Origin of the sequence: Corynebacterium hindlerae, assembly GCF_014117265.1 — a bacterium.
In the GTDB taxonomy this organism is placed as follows: domain Bacteria; phylum Actinomycetota; class Actinomycetes; order Mycobacteriales; family Mycobacteriaceae; genus Corynebacterium; species Corynebacterium hindlerae.
On the sequence record NZ_CP059833.1, the window covers coordinates 2557276 to 2572351 of the forward strand.

Here is a 15076-nt window from a genome sequence, read left to right on the forward strand (position 1 = left end):
GACATTCACCTAAAGCATTAGAAGGGAGGCGTACATACCATGGCTAATCTTCGCGAGCTTCGCGACCGCATCAAGTCGGTCAAGTCAACGAAGAAGATCACCAAGGCCCAGGAGCTGATTGCAACTTCTCGCATCACCAAGGCTCAGGCTCGTGTTGAGGCATCGCAGCCGTATGCAGATGAAATCCGTAAGGTTACGGAAACCCTGCTCGCGGCCAGCAGCCTTGACCACCCGATGCTGCGTGAACGTGAGAACGGCAAGCGCGCTGCCATCTTGGTGGTATCCAGTGACCGCGGCATGGCCGGCGGTTACAACTACAACGTCTTCAAGAAGACCCGTGAATTGCGCAGTCTGCTTGAAGAAAAGGGTTACGAGACCGTAACCTACGTAACTGGCCAAAAGGGTGTTGGTTACTACAAGTTCCGTGGTGTTGAGGTTGCCGGTGCTTGGACTGGCTTCTCGCAAGACCCGGGATACAAGGAAACGCACGATGTGCGCCGCCACCTGATCGACGGCTTCATCGCTGGATCCGAAGGCACTGCAAAGTACCGTGCGGGTCTCAATGTCGCTGAAGGCGAAGGTATTCAGGGTTTCGACCAGGTTCACGTGGTGTACACCAAGTTTGAGTCCATGCTGACCCAAACTGCAACAGCTCACCAGCTGCTGCCAATTGAGCCTGTTATTAAAGACATGGAGCTCGAATTCAAGGATGGCATCCTCGCCAACACCGGCGAAGTCCACCCTGACGTCGAGTTCGAGCCAGACGCAGACACGCTTCTTGCAGAGCTTCTGCCGAAGTACGTCTCGCGCAGCCTGTTCGCAATGATGCTCGAAGCTGCCGCTTCCGAGTCTGCATCGCGTCGTAACGCAATGAAGTCCGCAACCGACAACGCTACGGCGTTGGTCAACGACCTCTCCCGCGTTGCAAACCAGGCCCGTCAGGCTCAAATTACCCAGGAAATCACAGAGATCGTCGGTGGCGCCGGTGCGCTCGCCGAAAGCGGAGAAAGTGACTAGATTATGACTACAGCTCTTGCAGAGCAGAACGCACAGCCAGGCGCTTACGCCGCTGGCCGTGTCGTGCGTGTCATCGGTCCGGTCGTCGACGTGGAATTCCCGCGTGGCGAGCTGCCGGCCCTGTTCAACGCACTGACTGTTGAGGTCACCCTCGAAGCAGTCGCAAAGACCATCACCCTCGAGGTTGCTCAGCACCTCGGCGACAACCTGGTTCGCGCCGTTTCCATGGCTCCTACCGACGGCCTCGTCCGTGGCGTTGAGGTTCAAAACACCGGTCGCCCAATTTCCGTCCCAGTTGGTGACGTCGTTAAGGGCCACGTGTTCAACGCACTCGGCGACTGCCTCGACGATCCAGCTGCTGTCGAAGGTGCAGAGCGCTGGGGCATCCACCGCGACCCACCACCATTCGACCAGCTCGAAGGTAAGACCGAGATCCTCGAAACCGGCATTAAGGTCATCGACCTGCTGACCCCTTACGTTAAGGGTGGCAAGATCGGCCTGTTCGGTGGTGCAGGTGTGGGTAAGACCGTTCTGATTCAGGAAATGATTACCCGTATCGCACGTGAGTTCTCCGGTACCTCCGTGTTCGCAGGTGTTGGTGAGCGTACTCGTGAAGGCACCGACCTCTTCCTTGAAATGGAAGAGATGGGCGTTCTTCAGGACACCGCCCTGGTGTTCGGCCAGATGGACGAGCCTCCAGGAGTCCGTATGCGCGTGGCGCTGTCCGGCCTGACCATGGCGGAGTACTTCCGCGATGTTCAGCACCAGGACGTGCTGCTGTTCATCGACAACATCTTCCGTTTCACCCAGGCAGGTTCTGAGGTTTCTACGCTGCTCGGCCGTATGCCTTCCGCAGTGGGTTACCAGCCAACCCTGGCTGACGAAATGGGTGTTCTCCAGGAGCGCATTACCTCCACCAAGGGTAAGTCGATTACCTCGCTGCAGGCCGTTTACGTCCCTGCTGACGACTACACCGACCCAGCTCCAGCAACCACCTTCGCCCACCTGGACGCAACCACCGAGCTTGACCGTGGTATCGCTTCCAAGGGTATTTACCCAGCAGTGAACCCACTGACCTCCACCTCTCGTATCCTCGAGCCAGGTATCGTCGGTGAGCGTCACTACGAGGTTGCTCAGCGCGTTATCCGCATCCTGCAGAAGAACAAGGAACTCCAGGACATCATCGCCATCCTCGGTATGGACGAGCTGTCTGAAGAGGACAAGATCACCGTGGCTCGCGCACGTCGTATCGAGCGCTTCCTGGGCCAGAACTTCTTCGTCGCAGAGAAGTTCACCGGTATCCCTGGTTCTTACGTGCCACTGGAGCACACCATCGACGCTTTCGAGCGCATCTGCAACGGCGAGTTTGACTCCTACCCAGAGCAGGCCTTCAACGGCCTGGGTGGTCTCGACGACGTCGAAGCTGCGTACAAGAAGCTCAACGAGAAGTAAGGGGCGCAGGCTATGGCTGATATCACCGTTGAACTGGTCTCTGTCGAGCGCAAGCTGTGGTCCGGTCAGGCCACGATTGTCACCGCACAGACGACCGAGGGTGAGATCGGCGTGCTGCCTGGTCACGAGCCGATGCTCGGCCAGCTGGTCGAAAATGGCGTCGTCACCATTCGCCCTGTGGACGGCGGCAAGCTTACCGCTGCCGTCCAGGGTGGTTTCCTTTCGGTAGGTATCGACAAGGTCACCATCTTGGCTGACTTCGCCATTTGGGCTGATGAGGTGGACACCTCTGAGGCTGAATCGGCACTGTCCGCTGCTGTGGATGAGTCTTCAAAGGCACGCGCCGAAGCTGAATTGCGCGCGGTGCGCCGCGCTCAGGAGAGCTAAGATCTCCAACACGTAAACAGGAGGGTCTGCCCACTGGGCAGGCCCTTTCCTTATTTTCTCTGAGGTTGATCTATACTCTTTTCAAAGGAGGTCATCCGTGGAAATTATCGGCTGGATCATCGCGGTACTAGGCGTGGTGTTGTTCCTCCTTGCTGCTTGGCGTTTTATTGCCCACCGTGCGAATGGCACGCCGGTGTTGATCCGCCGAATGCCTGCGAAAGACGGGCGGGCGTGGCGCCATGGTGTCGTGCGCTACCGTGGGAATATCCTCGATTTTTACAAGCTCCGTTCCGTATCTCCTTCGCCGGATGTGACCTTTGAGCGTCGTGGGTTTTCGCTGAAGGGCCGTCGTGAACAGACGGCTCGTGAGCAAAAATTCATGGAACCAGGTTTGAAGGTGTTGGTGGTACAGACCAGCCGTGGCGAGTTTGAGTGGGCCATGGATTCTCATGCGGAGATGGCCTTGCTAGCCTGGGTGGAGTCCGCTCCTACGCAGCCACTGCAGCGGATGGATGTGAAGACCGCGCAAAAGTACTTTAAGGACAAATAGTTTATGCGACTTGTGATCGCCCGTTGCATCGTTGATTATGTGGGGCGCTTGGAATCTCACTTGCCTGAGGCCAAGCGCCTTCTGCTTGTTAAGGCTGATGGTTCCGTGAGCGTTCATGCTGACGATCGGGCCTACAAGCCTCTTAACTGGATGAGTCCGCCGTGTTATCTGACGGAGCAGCCGGTGCTTGACCTGGACGATACGGACACGGGGGAGCAGCTGTGGATTGTGGAGAACAAGAAGGGCGAGCAGCTGCGCATCACCATCAAGGAGATTTTCGCCGACGTCGAGCATGAGCTGGGCACCGACCCAGGTCTGGAGAAGGATGGCGTGGAGGCGCACCTTCAGGAGCTGTTGGCGGAGCATATTGCCACGCTTGGCGACGGCTATTCCCTCATCAGGCGCGAGTATCCCACGGCCATTGGGCCGGTGGACATTTTGTGTCGAAATGCTGATGGGGAGACCGTGGCGGTGGAGATCAAACGCAGGGGCGGTATTGACGGTGTGGAGCAGCTGACCCGCTATCTGGAACTTCTTAATCGTGACGAGCTGCTGCGCCCGGTGCACGGGGTGTTTGCTGCGCAGGAAATCAAGCCGCAGGCCCGCACCTTGGCGGAGGACCGCGGTATCCGGTGCGTGGTGCTGGACTACCAGGAGCTGCGAGGCATCGAATCTGACGAGCTCCGGCTGTTCTAATGCCTCGCAGAAACAAGCGCCAACGCACGGAGCTGCGCCAGCTACCTGTCGACGGCTCCACCTATTGGGGAACGAGGCGTCAAAAAGCACACGGAATCTCGTTCTTGGTGCGACAGATCGGGTCCAGCGCTGCGCGGAAGTTCTACATCTGTCCAGGCTGCAATCAAAATATCCCGCCCGGGGTGGCCCACATCGTGGCGTGGGAACCCGGGCGGGAACATGATCGTCGACACTGGCACAAGCCGTGCTGGCACCGGGAATGCGCGTAGGAAAACTAAATCCCTAAGTTCACCCTGATGCCGAATATTCCGAACGCCAGAAACATTAACAGGATGTCGATCCACGGCGCGACGAGTGCTAGGGCTGCGATCGTAAACTGGCGCTTTTTGACGGCCACGACTACGGCCATGCACCCGAGAATCACGGCGGAAATCGCTCGAAACCCGTCATTACCCTGAAACGGTTCGGAGGAAACGAGCGCAGCGACGAGGAAAGACGAGATGAGCGTGAATCTACTCAGCATGTCGGGCCAGGATTTCATGAGAGTATTCTTTCGGCCAATCAGAACCAGAAATTCGGCTACTTAACTGGTTCCGTAATCTCCAGCAGAACGCCGCCAGCATCCTTCGGGTGCACGAAGTTGATGCGTGCGCCGCCGGTGCCGATCTTTGGCTCTGGGTAGAGCAGGCGGACGCCTTGGGCGCGCAGGTGCTCGGAGAGTGCGTCCATGTTGTTGGTGCGCAGGCACATCTGCTGCAGGCCTGGGCCTTTCTTGTCGATGAACTTGGCGATGGTGGACTCTTCGTTCAGTGGGGCGAGGAGCTGGATCATGCCGTCGCGCTCGGTCTTGTCCTTAGGGCCGATCATGGCTTCGCGGACGCCTTGTTCTTCGTTGACTTCTTCGTGGTGGTTGACCCAGCCGAATGCGGTGCGGTAGAACTCGACGGCTGCATCGAAGTCTGGGACAGCGATGCCGACGTGGTCGAGGCAGGTGACGTACTCGTGTGGGATTTCGATTGCTGCAATATCAGACATGACATCAAGTTTAGTCCCGGGCAGATCGCTATGCTGGAAAACATGATTATTGCGTTTTCTGTTGCCCCCGCGGTGACTAATGAGTCTGCTGACATGGCTGATGCTGTCGCTGAGGCTGTGCGGGTGGTCCGCGAGTCTGGCCTTCCGAATGAGACGAATGCCATGTTCACGCTTATTGAGGGGGAGTGGGATGAGGTAATGGGCGTCGTGAAGCGTGCTACTGACGCTGTGCTCGCGGTGAGCCCGCGCGCCTCCCTCGTGCTTAAGGCGGACATTCGGCCTGGTTATGAGGGGCAGCTGATGCGGAAGGTGGCGGCAGTAGAGGAGCGTCTCCGTGGCTAATTTCGTTGATCTGGCAGAGGTAAAGGCCCGCGCGGAGGCCAAGCAGGCCGCCACAGGTGGGGACGTCGCGACCGCGACCACGCTCACGCAGGAGAATTTTGAGGCGACCATCGGCCTGTCCATGAAAGTGCCGGTGGTGGTGCTGGTGGGTACCGCGCGCAGCCAGGACTCAGAAGAGCTGCGGCACAACCTATCGACGCTCGCCGCGCAGGCAGGCCGCAAGTGGCTCTTCGCTTACGTCGACGCCGACACCACACCCCAGATCGCGCAAGCGTTCGGTATTCAGGGGCTGCCGACCGTCATTGCACTTGCCGACGGCCGTCCCCTAGCGAATTTCCAGGGTGGTCAACCCCTGGAAGCGCTGCAACAGTGGACAGCGGCCGTGGTCGGGGCCGCGAAACTACCCGGCCTTGGGGAGCAGGAAGAAGATCCCCGCCTGGTAGAGGCTGCCGCGTTGCTGGACTCGGGCGAGTTCGAGGCGGCTATCAAGGCCTACGAAGCGATCCTGGCCAAGGAACCCGCCAACAAGGAAGCAAAAGCTGCCCTCGACAACGCGAAACTCGTATCCCGACTCGCCACCGCTGAAGGTGACCCCGTTGCAGAAGCTGCAGCCGACCCTACCAACGTGGACAAGCAGCTGGCCGCGGCTGATCGGGAAATCGCGGTGGGGAAAGTGGAAGAAGCATTTGACCGTCTCATCGAGCTGTTGCCAGATGAGACGGTCAAAAAGCGCCTATTAGAGCTGTACTCCGTATTCGAGCCTGGCGATCCGCGCGTGAAGGCCGCGCGGACCAAGATGGCGATGAAGCTGTTTTAGTAGGTGCTTAGCGCCGTTGATAGGCTGCCTGTAGATGTCAACGGTCGGTTTGGTCGGTGCGGAATTCTTCCATAACTGGTCTAGGGGTCATTAATAACTGAAAAGCTGGTATATGGTGATGTCAATGATAATGTTAGTTATGGTCTGAGTAGTGATGTGTACCAAATAGCCCAAAAGGGGTACTTATGAGAAAAAGTTCTCGCATCGTTGCTGGTGCTAGCATTAGCGGCGACACCGTCAGTTTCCGTGGCTAATGAAATAGACCCAGGGGTTATGCAGACCGCTTCAACATTCGATCTCACTCCGCAGGAAAAAGAAGCTCTGGCACTAATCGAAGCCGAGCTTCAAGCGCTCGAGGGGATGACACCAGAAGAGATCGAGCGAATTGCTTCCGACAGCACGGCCCCGCAGCCGTATGGGATTCCCTTGCCGGGACCAACCGCGATTATTGGTTGCGTCCTCAATGTGGGTTGGGTATTTCGTAACGGTTCTGATTCCCAGCGCATATATACTCAGCTTGCTGACATTGTGATTGGCTGCGTAGGTATTCCACTTGGGAGCCATGCCACTTTGCTTGTCGCGAAGCAAAACTGGAAATATCGCCAAAAGATAGCTGCAGCGCTAGCTTTAACAGGAATCTCCGCCGCTTGGTTTGGATTTGCTTGCTTCAACAGCAGCCAATTTTACTTTGGCCTGGGTGTGGTTCTTTGAGCGTCACTTCCATGAACTGCCGGAGATGATGCCGATCCCCATTGCGCTGTGTGTTGTTTCTGGCTTGTGGCTTTCACTTAATCAACTTACGGCACAAGATTTCGCACCAGTGACGTCCAGCATTGCTGTATTAGTGTCACTGGCAATCATTGTGGCGCTCGTAAGTGGTGTGAGAAATTTCTGGGGGATCGAGGTTATGGTTGCTGCGGGGGCAATCGTGACATTGTCGCTAGCAAAAAGCACCAAAATTTCCAGGCATATCTAAAAACAAAGTGTTTTAGCGAGGCAGGAACTGTAGCAGGCTGACGCCAAAAATGTCACCAAGCATATGGGCGATTACCAGCGGGTATATATTCTTATTTGTCATTTTCTTCCACACGAGGTAGAAAATTGGCCCCACAATAACGCCAATGCAAAGCGCAATGAAAGCGCCCATATAGATGTGGAAAGAAAACCGGACAATAAGGGAGTAAATAAAAGCAACGCGCTGGTATTTGGGGGCAACCGAAAGGCATACGCCGAGGAAGAAAAGCTCTTCATAGAGGCCGTTGAAAAGGGAGTACACGACCAGGGTGGGGTCTGTGAGGTTGGCCCATGGGCCCCAGGAGTTCTCGGCCGCGGCCACATCAGTAGTTACTTCGCCGCCCGTCGGCGCCAGGTAGTACTGGCCGGAAAGGGCAAGGTCCATGCAGAGCCCAATCAGGGCGAACGCTAGGAGAGCGATGAAGGTGCCCCGCACCGAGGGGCGTAGGATCCACTGCCGGAAATTAAATCCCCTCAGATATAGGTAGCCGAGGGCAATCAACAGCAGCGGGACCTGGGTCGCTAGGGCGACGAGATTGTCGTTGGAGGAAAACTCCGGAACTGCGTCTGTGGCAGCGTTCATGGGTTCCGCGGAACGCTGCACAAAACTAGCAGTTGCGGCATAAATGGACGTGCCCCACATGATAGCGGTGACGGCTGCGATATCCCACCATCTCAGGTGATCGAGCCGCCCCCGGTTTTGGTTAATGCTTATAAAAGCCAGCCGTTTTATTTTGGTCTCCTAACTAAGGGTTTTCGTTGCTTATTTTCCCAAATTATACTGCCGGACATGTAACCGACGAAAACGGCTAAAGCCAAGCACCAAACCAGCTACCTACCCGTCCCAGCGGTACCACTGTGCGGACATCGCCGGAATATGCAGTGTGACGCAGTGCGGGTACCCGTCCCAGTGGCCGTTATCTGCCCACACCGAGAACGGCAGCTCATTTCCGGCACCTTCATAGACGGAATCGTCAGTGTTGACCACGCGCGTCCAGGTGCCGCCATGTGGCACACCGAGGGTGTAATTCGGTTGGGAGGTGCCACCGAGGTTGAATACACACAGGTAGGTTTGTCCGTCGCTGCCGTAGCGCGCGAAAGCGAGGATGTTGTTCGCTGCGTCATCGCCTTTGATCCAGGAAAAGCCCTCCGGCGTGGTGTCCTGCGAGAACAGAGCCGGGGAATCCTGGTAGACCAGGTTGAGGTCGCGCACCAGGCGGTGGATACCGCGGTGGTATTCGGACTCCCAGCCCTCCAAGTTGTGCCAGTCGAGCGAGTGAGCCTCCGTCCACTCCGCAGCCTGGGCAAACTCTTGTCCCTGGAAGAGCAGCTTCTTGCCGGGGTGAGACCACATGTAAGCAAAGAGGGTGCGCACGCCGGCAGCCTTGTTCCACGCATCTCCCGGCATACGGGTCCAGAGCGAGCCTTTACCGTGGACCACCTCATCGTGGGAGATCGGCAAACAGAAGTTTTCGCTGAACTGGTACACCATGGAGAAGGTGATCTCACCGTGGTGGTAGCTGCGGTGGATCGGATCCTTAGAGAAGTACTCCAGAGTGTCGTTCATCCACCCCATGTTCCACTTCAGGGAGAATCCCAGCCCGCCGGTCGACGTCGGGGCGGTCACTCCTGGCCAAGACGTGGATTCCTCGGCGATGGTCAACACCCCTGGGTGAAGCTTGTGCACCGTGGCGTTCATTTCCTGCAGGAACTGGACAGCCTCTAGGTTCTCTCGGCCACCATACTGGTTTGGTGCCCACTCGCCCTCGTTACGGGAGTAGTCGAGGTACAGCATGGATGCCACGGCATCCACGCGTAGACCGTCGAAGTGGAACTCTTCCAGCCAGTACAGTGCGTTGGCAACCAGGAAGTTGCGGACCTCAGCGCGGCCAAAATCGAAGACGAAGGTGCCCCAATCCTTTTGTTCGCCGCGGCGCCAGTCGGGGTGCTCGTAGAGCGCGCGCCCGTCAAAGCGGGCCAGTGCCCAGTCGTCCTTAGGGAAGTGAGCAGGGACCCAGTCGACGATGACACCGATGCCGCGAGCGTGGAAGGCGTCGATAAGCGCCTTCAGCTGGTCCGGGGTGCCCCAGCGCGCGGTGGGGGCATAGTAGCCGGACACCTGGTAGCCCCAAGAACCGCCGAAGGGGTGCTCGGAAACGGGCATGAACTCGACGTGGGTGAAGCCTTGCTCGGCCACGTAGTCGACAAGCTCGGTAGCCATGTCCTCGTAGGAAAGACCTTGCTTCCAGGAACCGAGGTGCACCTCGTAGACGCTCATCGGCTTGTCTGAGATATCAGCGCGGGCGGCCAACCAATCGGAATCCTGCCACTCGTAGGACGAGGACGTGACGATGGACCCGGTGTGCGGAGGAATCTCCGTGCGGCGCGCCAGCGGGTCGGCCTTATCGCGGCGATGGCCCTCTGGCGTCTGGATCGCGTACTTGTACACTGTGCCTTCATCAAGGCCAGGGATGAACAGCTCCCACACACCGGAGGAACCCAGGGACCGCATCGGGTGCTGGGAGGCATTCCAACCATTGAAATCGCCGACTACCGCCACACCAATAGCATTCGGAGCCCACACCGCGAATGACGTGCCTCGGACCCCATCGATCTCGCGGACGTGCGAGCCGAGGGCCTCCCAGAGCCGCTCATGGCGGCCCTCAGAAATGAGGTAAATATCGATTTCCCCCAGAGTCGGCAGGAAGGAATACGGGTCGCGGGTCACCACGGTTGCCTCTGGCCAGGTGATCTCGAGCTCGTAAGTGCCCTCCGGCACGGCGCCTTCGAAAATGTCATTTCCGACGGGGGCGAGTTCGTGGGACACGCCGTCGATAAGCGCGGCGACCTTGGTGGCGCCGATCTGACGGGTCCGAACTACGCCGTCGTGACGCCCGTACTGGGAGTGCGGGTCGTGATGCCGGCAATGCAACAGGCGGTCTAGGTCAGTCATATCAGCTCCTGTACTCAGTTACTTCGCGCCAGGCGAGGGCCTCGCGCCGCTCTTCCGGGACCTCAGGCAGCACAAAAATGTGCGCGACGTCGTCCCACGGGCGCAGTTCCACATAATTGTCGGAACCCCACGTGTAGCTGGCGCCGGTCACCAGATCATGCACCGGGAAGGTGCCGGTGACACCGAGTTTAGTCAGATCAAGACGCACCGTGGCCCCTTGAGCATTGAAAGAATCAAGGTTCACAACCACGAGGATGCAGTTGCCCGTCAAGGCGTCCACCTTGGAGTAGGCAAGGATCTGATCGTTGTCAGTGTCGTGGAAGTGAATGTTACGCAACTGCTGCAGCGCAGGCTGCTCCCGGCGGATCCGGTTGAGCAGCGTAATGAAGCTCTCCAGGGAGTTCTCGCCGTACACGCGGGGGCGCAGCTCGTATTTTTCCGAATCGAGGTACTCCTCGGATCCTTCCTTCACCGGGACACTCTCGAACAGCTCGTAGCCGGAGTACACGCCCCACAGCGGGGACATGGTGGCTGCCAGCACGGCGCGGATCGCGAACATACCTGGACCACCCTTCTGCAGGGATTCATGCAGAATGTCCGGGGTGTTTACGAACAGGTTCGGGCGGGAGATGTCCGCCATGTTCGCGATCTCAGTGGCGAACTCCGTCAGCTCCCTCTTGGAGGTCTGCCAGGTGAAGTAAGTGTAAGACTGGGAGAAACCAGCCTTGGCCAGGCCGTACAGCCGTGGCCGTCGGGTGAAGGCCTCTGCCAAGAAAATCACCTCTGGGTGATCGACGTGAACGGTATCGATCAGCCACTCCCAGAAGTTCGCTGGCTTGGTGTGCGGGTTGTCCACTCGGAACGTGGTCACGCCCCGGTTGACCCAGAACAGCACCACCCGCAGAATTTCCTCATAAATGCCCTTTTGGTCATTGTCGAAGTTCAGCGGGTAAATGTCCTGGTACTTTTTTGGTGGGTTCTCGGCGTAGGCGATGGTGCCGTCGGGAAGCACCGTGAACCACTCTGGGTGCTCCGCCGCCCACGGGTGGTCGGGCGCGCACTGCAACGCCAGGTCCAGCGCGATTTCGATGTCCAGCTCGCGGGCGCGAGCGATCAGCGCGTCAAAGTCCTCGAGGGTGCCGAGCTTCGGGTGGACGGCGTCATGGCCGCCATCCTTGGAGCCAATGGCCCACGGGGATCCGACGTCCGTGGCCGATGGGGTCAGGGTGTTGTTGCGGCCCTTGCGGTTGATCTCGCCGATCGGGTGGATAGGTGGGAAGTAGACGGTGTCAAAGCCCATTCGCTTCACGCGATCCAGCTCGGCAGCGGCGGTGGCGAAGGTGCCGTGCACTGGGTTGCCATCCGCATCCCAGCCGCCGGTGGAACGAGGGAAGAATTCATACCACGAGCTCACGAGCGCTTTCCGACGCTCCACCCGCACAGTACTCGTCTGGCCACGGGTCAGCAGATCCCGCAGTGGGTGCATGCTCAGGATGCTGGAAACTTCCTTGGTGAAGGCCGGTGCTACGCGGGCGCGCAGATCGCCGGTGGACCGCAACGAATCGGAGACGTCTTGCAGCGTGTCGCGGTGCTCCTTCGGGGCGCCGGCGGCCACCCGCTCGAAGAGCTGGGCGCCGATCTCAATGTCATTAGTCAGTTCGGCCTCGCCCTGGCCGGCCTCGATCTTGGCGGTGACATTGTGCTTCCAGGTGGCGATCGGATCGCTCCACACATCGACGCGGATGGTCCAATCGCCCGGAACATCGGGAACGAAAATCCCATGCACCTGGTCAGGGTCCTCGCCGCGGGACATGATGGTACGCATCGTCTTTGCAGCAACAGCGGAATTCTCTGGCCCCTTGACGTTGAGAGTTGCGGAGATCACGTCGTGACCCTCGCGCCACGCCAGTGCGAACACTGGGATCACTTCGCCAACTACCGCTTTGGAAGGGGCCCCGCCGGCCACGTTAGGGCGTACGTCGTCGATGCCGAGTCGTCCGGTCATCACAAATCCTTTCGCGCTTGTACAGTACTCAGTCCAGAGTAGGTGAGCAGTGTCGATCGCACACGGCAACCCAGTTGTGATCCATGATGGTGGGGTGAGCGAATACAACCCAGATTTGATCATTGACTTTGCCGACGTCACCTTTGTGCGGAATAACCGCACGTTGCTGGGGCCACTGTCCTGGCAGGTTGAGCTTGACGAGCGGTGGGTGATCATTGGTCCAAACGGTGCGGGCAAGACCACCCTCATGCGCTTAGCGGGCGCCGAAGAATACCCGTCCGGGGGTAGCGCCCACATCATGGGGGAGCGCGTCGGCAAGACCGACATGCGCGACCTGCGCACCATGATCGGTGTCTCCTCCGCTGCGCTCGGCAGCCGCATCCCCAAGGACGAGACGGTAGAGGACTTGGTGGTGTCCGCCGCCTACGCCATCCTGGGGCGCTGGCGCGAAGAATACGACCAGATGGACTTCGATCAAGCCATGGACATCCTGGAGCGCGTCGGTGCGATGCACCTAACCAAACGAACCTGGGGCACGCTTTCGGAAGGCGAACGCAAACGCGTGCTGATCGCCCGCGCGCTCATGACCAACCCGGAGCTGCTGCTTCTCGACGAACCGGGTGCCGGACTCGACTTGGGCGGTAGGGAAGACCTGGTGGGGTATCTCGGGGAACTTGCCCTGGACGCGGATGCGCCCGCCATTGTCATGATCACCCACCACGTGGAAGAAATCCCATTCGGATTCACGCACGCGATGCTGCTGGACGAGGGGAAGATCGTCGCTCAAGGACTCATTGATGATGTGTTGACGAGCGAAAACCTGACCACGACTTTCCACCAGCAGATTCAGGTGGATCGCATCGACGGCCGATACTTTGCCCGCCGAATCCGTGGGCGGGGTCGCCACCGGGCGGGCTAGAATCGCTAGCTATGGAAGGAATCCGTGGCGCCAAGCTCGCAGCAACAGTGCTCCTCGTCCGCGACAGCGCACTCGGCATGGAAGTGTACGTGCAGGAGCGCGTCGCTGAGATGCCCACGTTCCCCAACACCACCGTTTTCCCCGGTGGTGTGCTCGATGAACGAGACCTCGGTGACGGCGATGGGGTGGAGGCGCAGCGGTGGAGCACACTGCTGCAGATCGAGCCAGCCATCGCGCACGGCCTGGTGATGGCTGCCGTCCGGGAAGTATTCGAGGAAACCGGAATCCTCCTAGCCCGGCACCGCACCGGCGAGCTGGTCTCTGACGCCGTGCAGTACCACTACGCCCGCCCGCTGCTGGAAAATCACGAACTGGCTTTCACCGATTTCCTCCACGACAACGATCTGACTGTGGCCACAGACCTGCTGTATCCCTTCGCTCGTTGGGTGGGGCCGGGGCCAGTGGCACCGAAATTTGATGCCTTCTCTTTCGTGGCCCAAGCACCGCTCGGGCAAATGCCAGACGGCGCCACCCGGGAAGCTGCCTCCACCGGCTGGTTCCTGCCCTCCGTGATCTTGGGTGGTTGGAAAACTGGGCTGCTGCGCCTGGTCATTCCAACCTGGGCGCAGCTGACCGCCCTCACTGAATTCCACACCGTGGCGGATTTGGAAGCCTCCCTCATCAACGTGGATATGACCCCGATCATCGGAGACCCCGACGACCCGTTCTTCGATGAATTCTTTCTCTACGGAGACCTGCCGGAGCGATTTTGATCAACCTCGACGAAGCCCGCTACCTCACCTCACGCACCATCGACCCCTGCCCGGAAACCGACCCATTCAAGCGGGCCACGCTGCTTAAGAAAGAACACGGCGAGTTCTCCCGCGCCGTCGCCGAGCTCCTTGATGCCCGCGCAGGCGGGAAACTTCCGACCCACTGGTACGCCGACAGTGACAGCGCCCAGCAAGCCACCCCACTGCCCGTGGCCCAGGTGAGATTCGACCGAATCCGTGAGGTGCTCGGCAGCCCCCGCGTCCACGACGTCACCTGCTCCATCGGCACCGAAGGCTCCGCGGCGGCCGGACTCGAGTACTTCGGCTCCGACCTGTCGCTGCCACGCCTGATCATGGCTAAAGCCAACGTAACCGGCCACTTTTTCCAGGCCGACGCTCTGCGCCCGGCCATGACCGCCGATGTGGTCATCGCCGATCCCGCCCGGCGGGCTGGCGGCCGACGCATCACCGCGCCGCAGGACCTGATCCCGCCCCTGCCTGACCTGCTGGCGACCATTTCCGGCGAGGCAGCCATCAAGTGCGCTCCCGGTATCGATTACACCTCCTGGGAGGGGCTGGTCTCCGTGGTCAGCGTCGACGGCGGGGTCAAGGAAGCCTGCCTTTACACTCCGGGGCTGGCTGGCGGGATCACCCGGGAGGCCGTGGTGATTCGGGGCAGGGGCGTCGATAAGCTCAGCGATGCCCTCCCGTCCGCCGACGAACTCGCCGCTCCGCACGGCACCTACCTTATTGACCCCGACGGCGCGATCGTGCGCGCCGGGCTCGTGCGCCAGTTCGCGGTGCGCGAGGGACTGTGGATGCTGGACGAGCGCATCGCATACCTCACCGGCGACCGGATTCCGGACGGCTACACCGGGTTCCCGATCCTGGAACAGGTGCCGCTGAAGAAGTTGAAGGGTGCTCTCGCGTCGTTTCAGCCGGGCTCGCTGGAGATTTTGGTGCGTGGGGTGGACATTGATCCGGATGCGCTGCGCAAGAAATTGCGGCCGCGTGGGGAGCGTCCGATGGCCGTCGTGGTGACGCGGATCGGGTCCCAGGGGGTGGCGTTCATCTGTGGGGCGCGCGGGGTAGGATCGTAAAAAACGAAACGGAGGA

18 protein-coding genes are annotated in these 15076 nt (G+C 59.4%); 13 read left to right on the plus strand and 5 right to left on the minus strand.

Annotation, left to right across the window (positions count from 1 at the left end; translation table 11 throughout):
* Positions 1–39 precede the first annotated feature (39 nt).
* The 6 genes from HW450_RS12295 to HW450_RS13120 all read left to right on the plus strand — a co-directional run bounded on the left by HW450_RS12295 (position 40) and on the right by HW450_RS13120 (position 4371).
* Entirely contained in the window at positions 40–1017 is a 978-nt protein-coding gene (locus tag HW450_RS12295; RefSeq protein ID WP_182385894.1) for a F0F1 ATP synthase subunit gamma, read from the plus strand.
* A 3-nt stretch (positions 1018–1020) separates the two neighbouring features.
* Positions 1021–2469: a F0F1 ATP synthase subunit beta gene (gene atpD, locus HW450_RS12300; RefSeq protein WP_182385895.1), complete on the plus strand. Its 1449-nt coding sequence runs from the start codon at positions 1021–1023 to the stop codon at positions 2467–2469.
* Between the two features lie 12 nt (positions 2470–2481).
* Positions 2482–2856 carry a F0F1 ATP synthase subunit epsilon gene (locus HW450_RS12305; protein ID WP_182385896.1) on the plus strand — a complete coding sequence of 125 codons (375 nt, stop codon included), beginning with the start codon at positions 2482–2484 and terminating at the stop codon, positions 2854–2856.
* A 97-nt stretch (positions 2857–2953) separates the two neighbouring features.
* Positions 2954–3406: a DUF2550 domain-containing protein gene (locus HW450_RS12310; protein ID WP_182385897.1), complete on the plus strand. Its 453-nt coding sequence runs from the start codon at positions 2954–2956 to the stop codon at positions 3404–3406.
* Positions 3407–3409: 3 nt separating this feature from the next.
* The gene (gene nucS, locus HW450_RS12315) at positions 3410–4102 is read left to right on the plus strand and encodes an endonuclease NucS (protein ID WP_182385898.1); all 693 of its coding nucleotides are present in this window, start codon (positions 3410–3412) and stop codon (positions 4100–4102) included.
* The gene (locus HW450_RS13120; RefSeq protein WP_232843269.1) at positions 4102–4371 is read left to right on the plus strand and encodes a hypothetical protein; all 270 of its coding nucleotides are present in this window, start codon (positions 4102–4104) and stop codon (positions 4369–4371) included. The genes nucS and HW450_RS13120 overlap by 1 nt, the downstream gene beginning before the upstream one ends.
* A 5-nt stretch (positions 4372–4376) precedes the next feature.
* On the opposite strand, the gene HW450_RS12320 is transcribed toward HW450_RS13120, so the two are convergent.
* Together HW450_RS12320 and mce are read right to left on the minus strand one after the other, a co-directional pair.
* Positions 4377–4625, minus strand: coding sequence for a hypothetical protein (locus tag HW450_RS12320; protein WP_182385899.1), 249 nt, complete (start codon positions 4623–4625; stop codon positions 4377–4379).
* A 56-nt stretch (positions 4626–4681) separates the two neighbouring features.
* A complete protein-coding gene (gene mce / locus HW450_RS12325; protein ID WP_182385900.1) occupies positions 4682–5137 on the minus strand; it encodes a methylmalonyl-CoA epimerase in 456 nt (151 codons plus the stop codon).
* Between the two features lie 42 nt (positions 5138–5179).
* Here mce and HW450_RS12330 point away from each other — a divergent pair, with 42 nt between their 5' ends.
* From HW450_RS12330 to HW450_RS12345, 4 genes are all read left to right on the plus strand, one after another.
* Positions 5180–5479, plus strand: a complete 300-nt coding sequence (locus HW450_RS12330; protein ID WP_182385901.1) for a thiamine-binding protein — start codon at positions 5180–5182, stop codon at positions 5477–5479.
* Positions 5472–6296, plus strand: a complete 825-nt coding sequence (locus HW450_RS12335) for a tetratricopeptide repeat protein (protein WP_182385902.1) — start codon at positions 5472–5474, stop codon at positions 6294–6296. Before HW450_RS12330 ends, HW450_RS12335 begins: the two co-directional genes overlap by 8 nt.
* Before the next feature lie 246 nt (positions 6297–6542).
* Positions 6543–7007 (plus strand): hypothetical protein, encoded by a 465-nt coding sequence (locus HW450_RS12340; protein ID WP_182385903.1) that lies wholly within the window; start codon positions 6543–6545, stop codon positions 7005–7007.
* Positions 6994–7272 carry a hypothetical protein gene (locus HW450_RS12345; RefSeq protein WP_182385904.1) on the plus strand — a complete coding sequence of 93 codons (279 nt, stop codon included), beginning with the start codon at positions 6994–6996 and terminating at the stop codon, positions 7270–7272. The genes HW450_RS12340 and HW450_RS12345 overlap by 14 nt, the downstream gene beginning before the upstream one ends.
* A 12-nt stretch (positions 7273–7284) precedes the next feature.
* On the opposite strand, the gene HW450_RS12350 is transcribed toward HW450_RS12345, so the two are convergent.
* The 3 genes from HW450_RS12350 to HW450_RS12360 all read right to left on the minus strand — a co-directional run bounded on the left by HW450_RS12350 (position 7285) and on the right by HW450_RS12360 (position 12268).
* Complete coding sequence (locus HW450_RS12350) at positions 7285–7893, minus strand: CPBP family intramembrane glutamic endopeptidase (RefSeq protein ID WP_182385905.1); 609 nt, start codon at positions 7891–7893, stop codon at positions 7285–7287.
* A gap of 252 nt (positions 7894–8145) precedes the next feature.
* Entirely contained in the window at positions 8146–10263 is a 2118-nt protein-coding gene (glgB, locus tag HW450_RS12355) for a 1,4-alpha-glucan branching protein GlgB (protein ID WP_182385906.1), read from the minus strand.
* 1 nt (position 10264) lies between these two features.
* On the minus strand, positions 10265–12268 hold the full coding sequence (locus tag HW450_RS12360; RefSeq protein WP_182385907.1) for an alpha-1,4-glucan--maltose-1-phosphate maltosyltransferase: 2004 nt from the start codon (positions 12266–12268) through the stop codon (positions 10265–10267).
* 49 nt (positions 12269–12317) lie between these two features.
* Between HW450_RS12360 and HW450_RS12365 the strand changes: the two genes are divergently transcribed.
* From HW450_RS12365 to HW450_RS12375, 3 genes are read left to right on the plus strand one after another with little or no spacing between them, the layout of a single operon-like run.
* The gene (locus HW450_RS12365) at positions 12318–13187 is read left to right on the plus strand and encodes an ABC transporter ATP-binding protein (RefSeq protein ID WP_232843270.1); all 870 of its coding nucleotides are present in this window, start codon (positions 12318–12320) and stop codon (positions 13185–13187) included.
* 11 nt (positions 13188–13198) lie between these two features.
* On the plus strand, positions 13199–13960 hold the full coding sequence (locus HW450_RS12370) for an NUDIX hydrolase (RefSeq protein WP_182385908.1): 762 nt from the start codon (positions 13199–13201) through the stop codon (positions 13958–13960).
* Entirely contained in the window at positions 13954–15060 is a 1107-nt protein-coding gene (locus tag HW450_RS12375; RefSeq protein WP_182387547.1) for a THUMP-like domain-containing protein, read from the plus strand. The genes HW450_RS12370 and HW450_RS12375 overlap by 7 nt, the downstream gene beginning before the upstream one ends.
* The last annotated feature ends 16 nt before the right edge of the window (positions 15061–15076 follow it).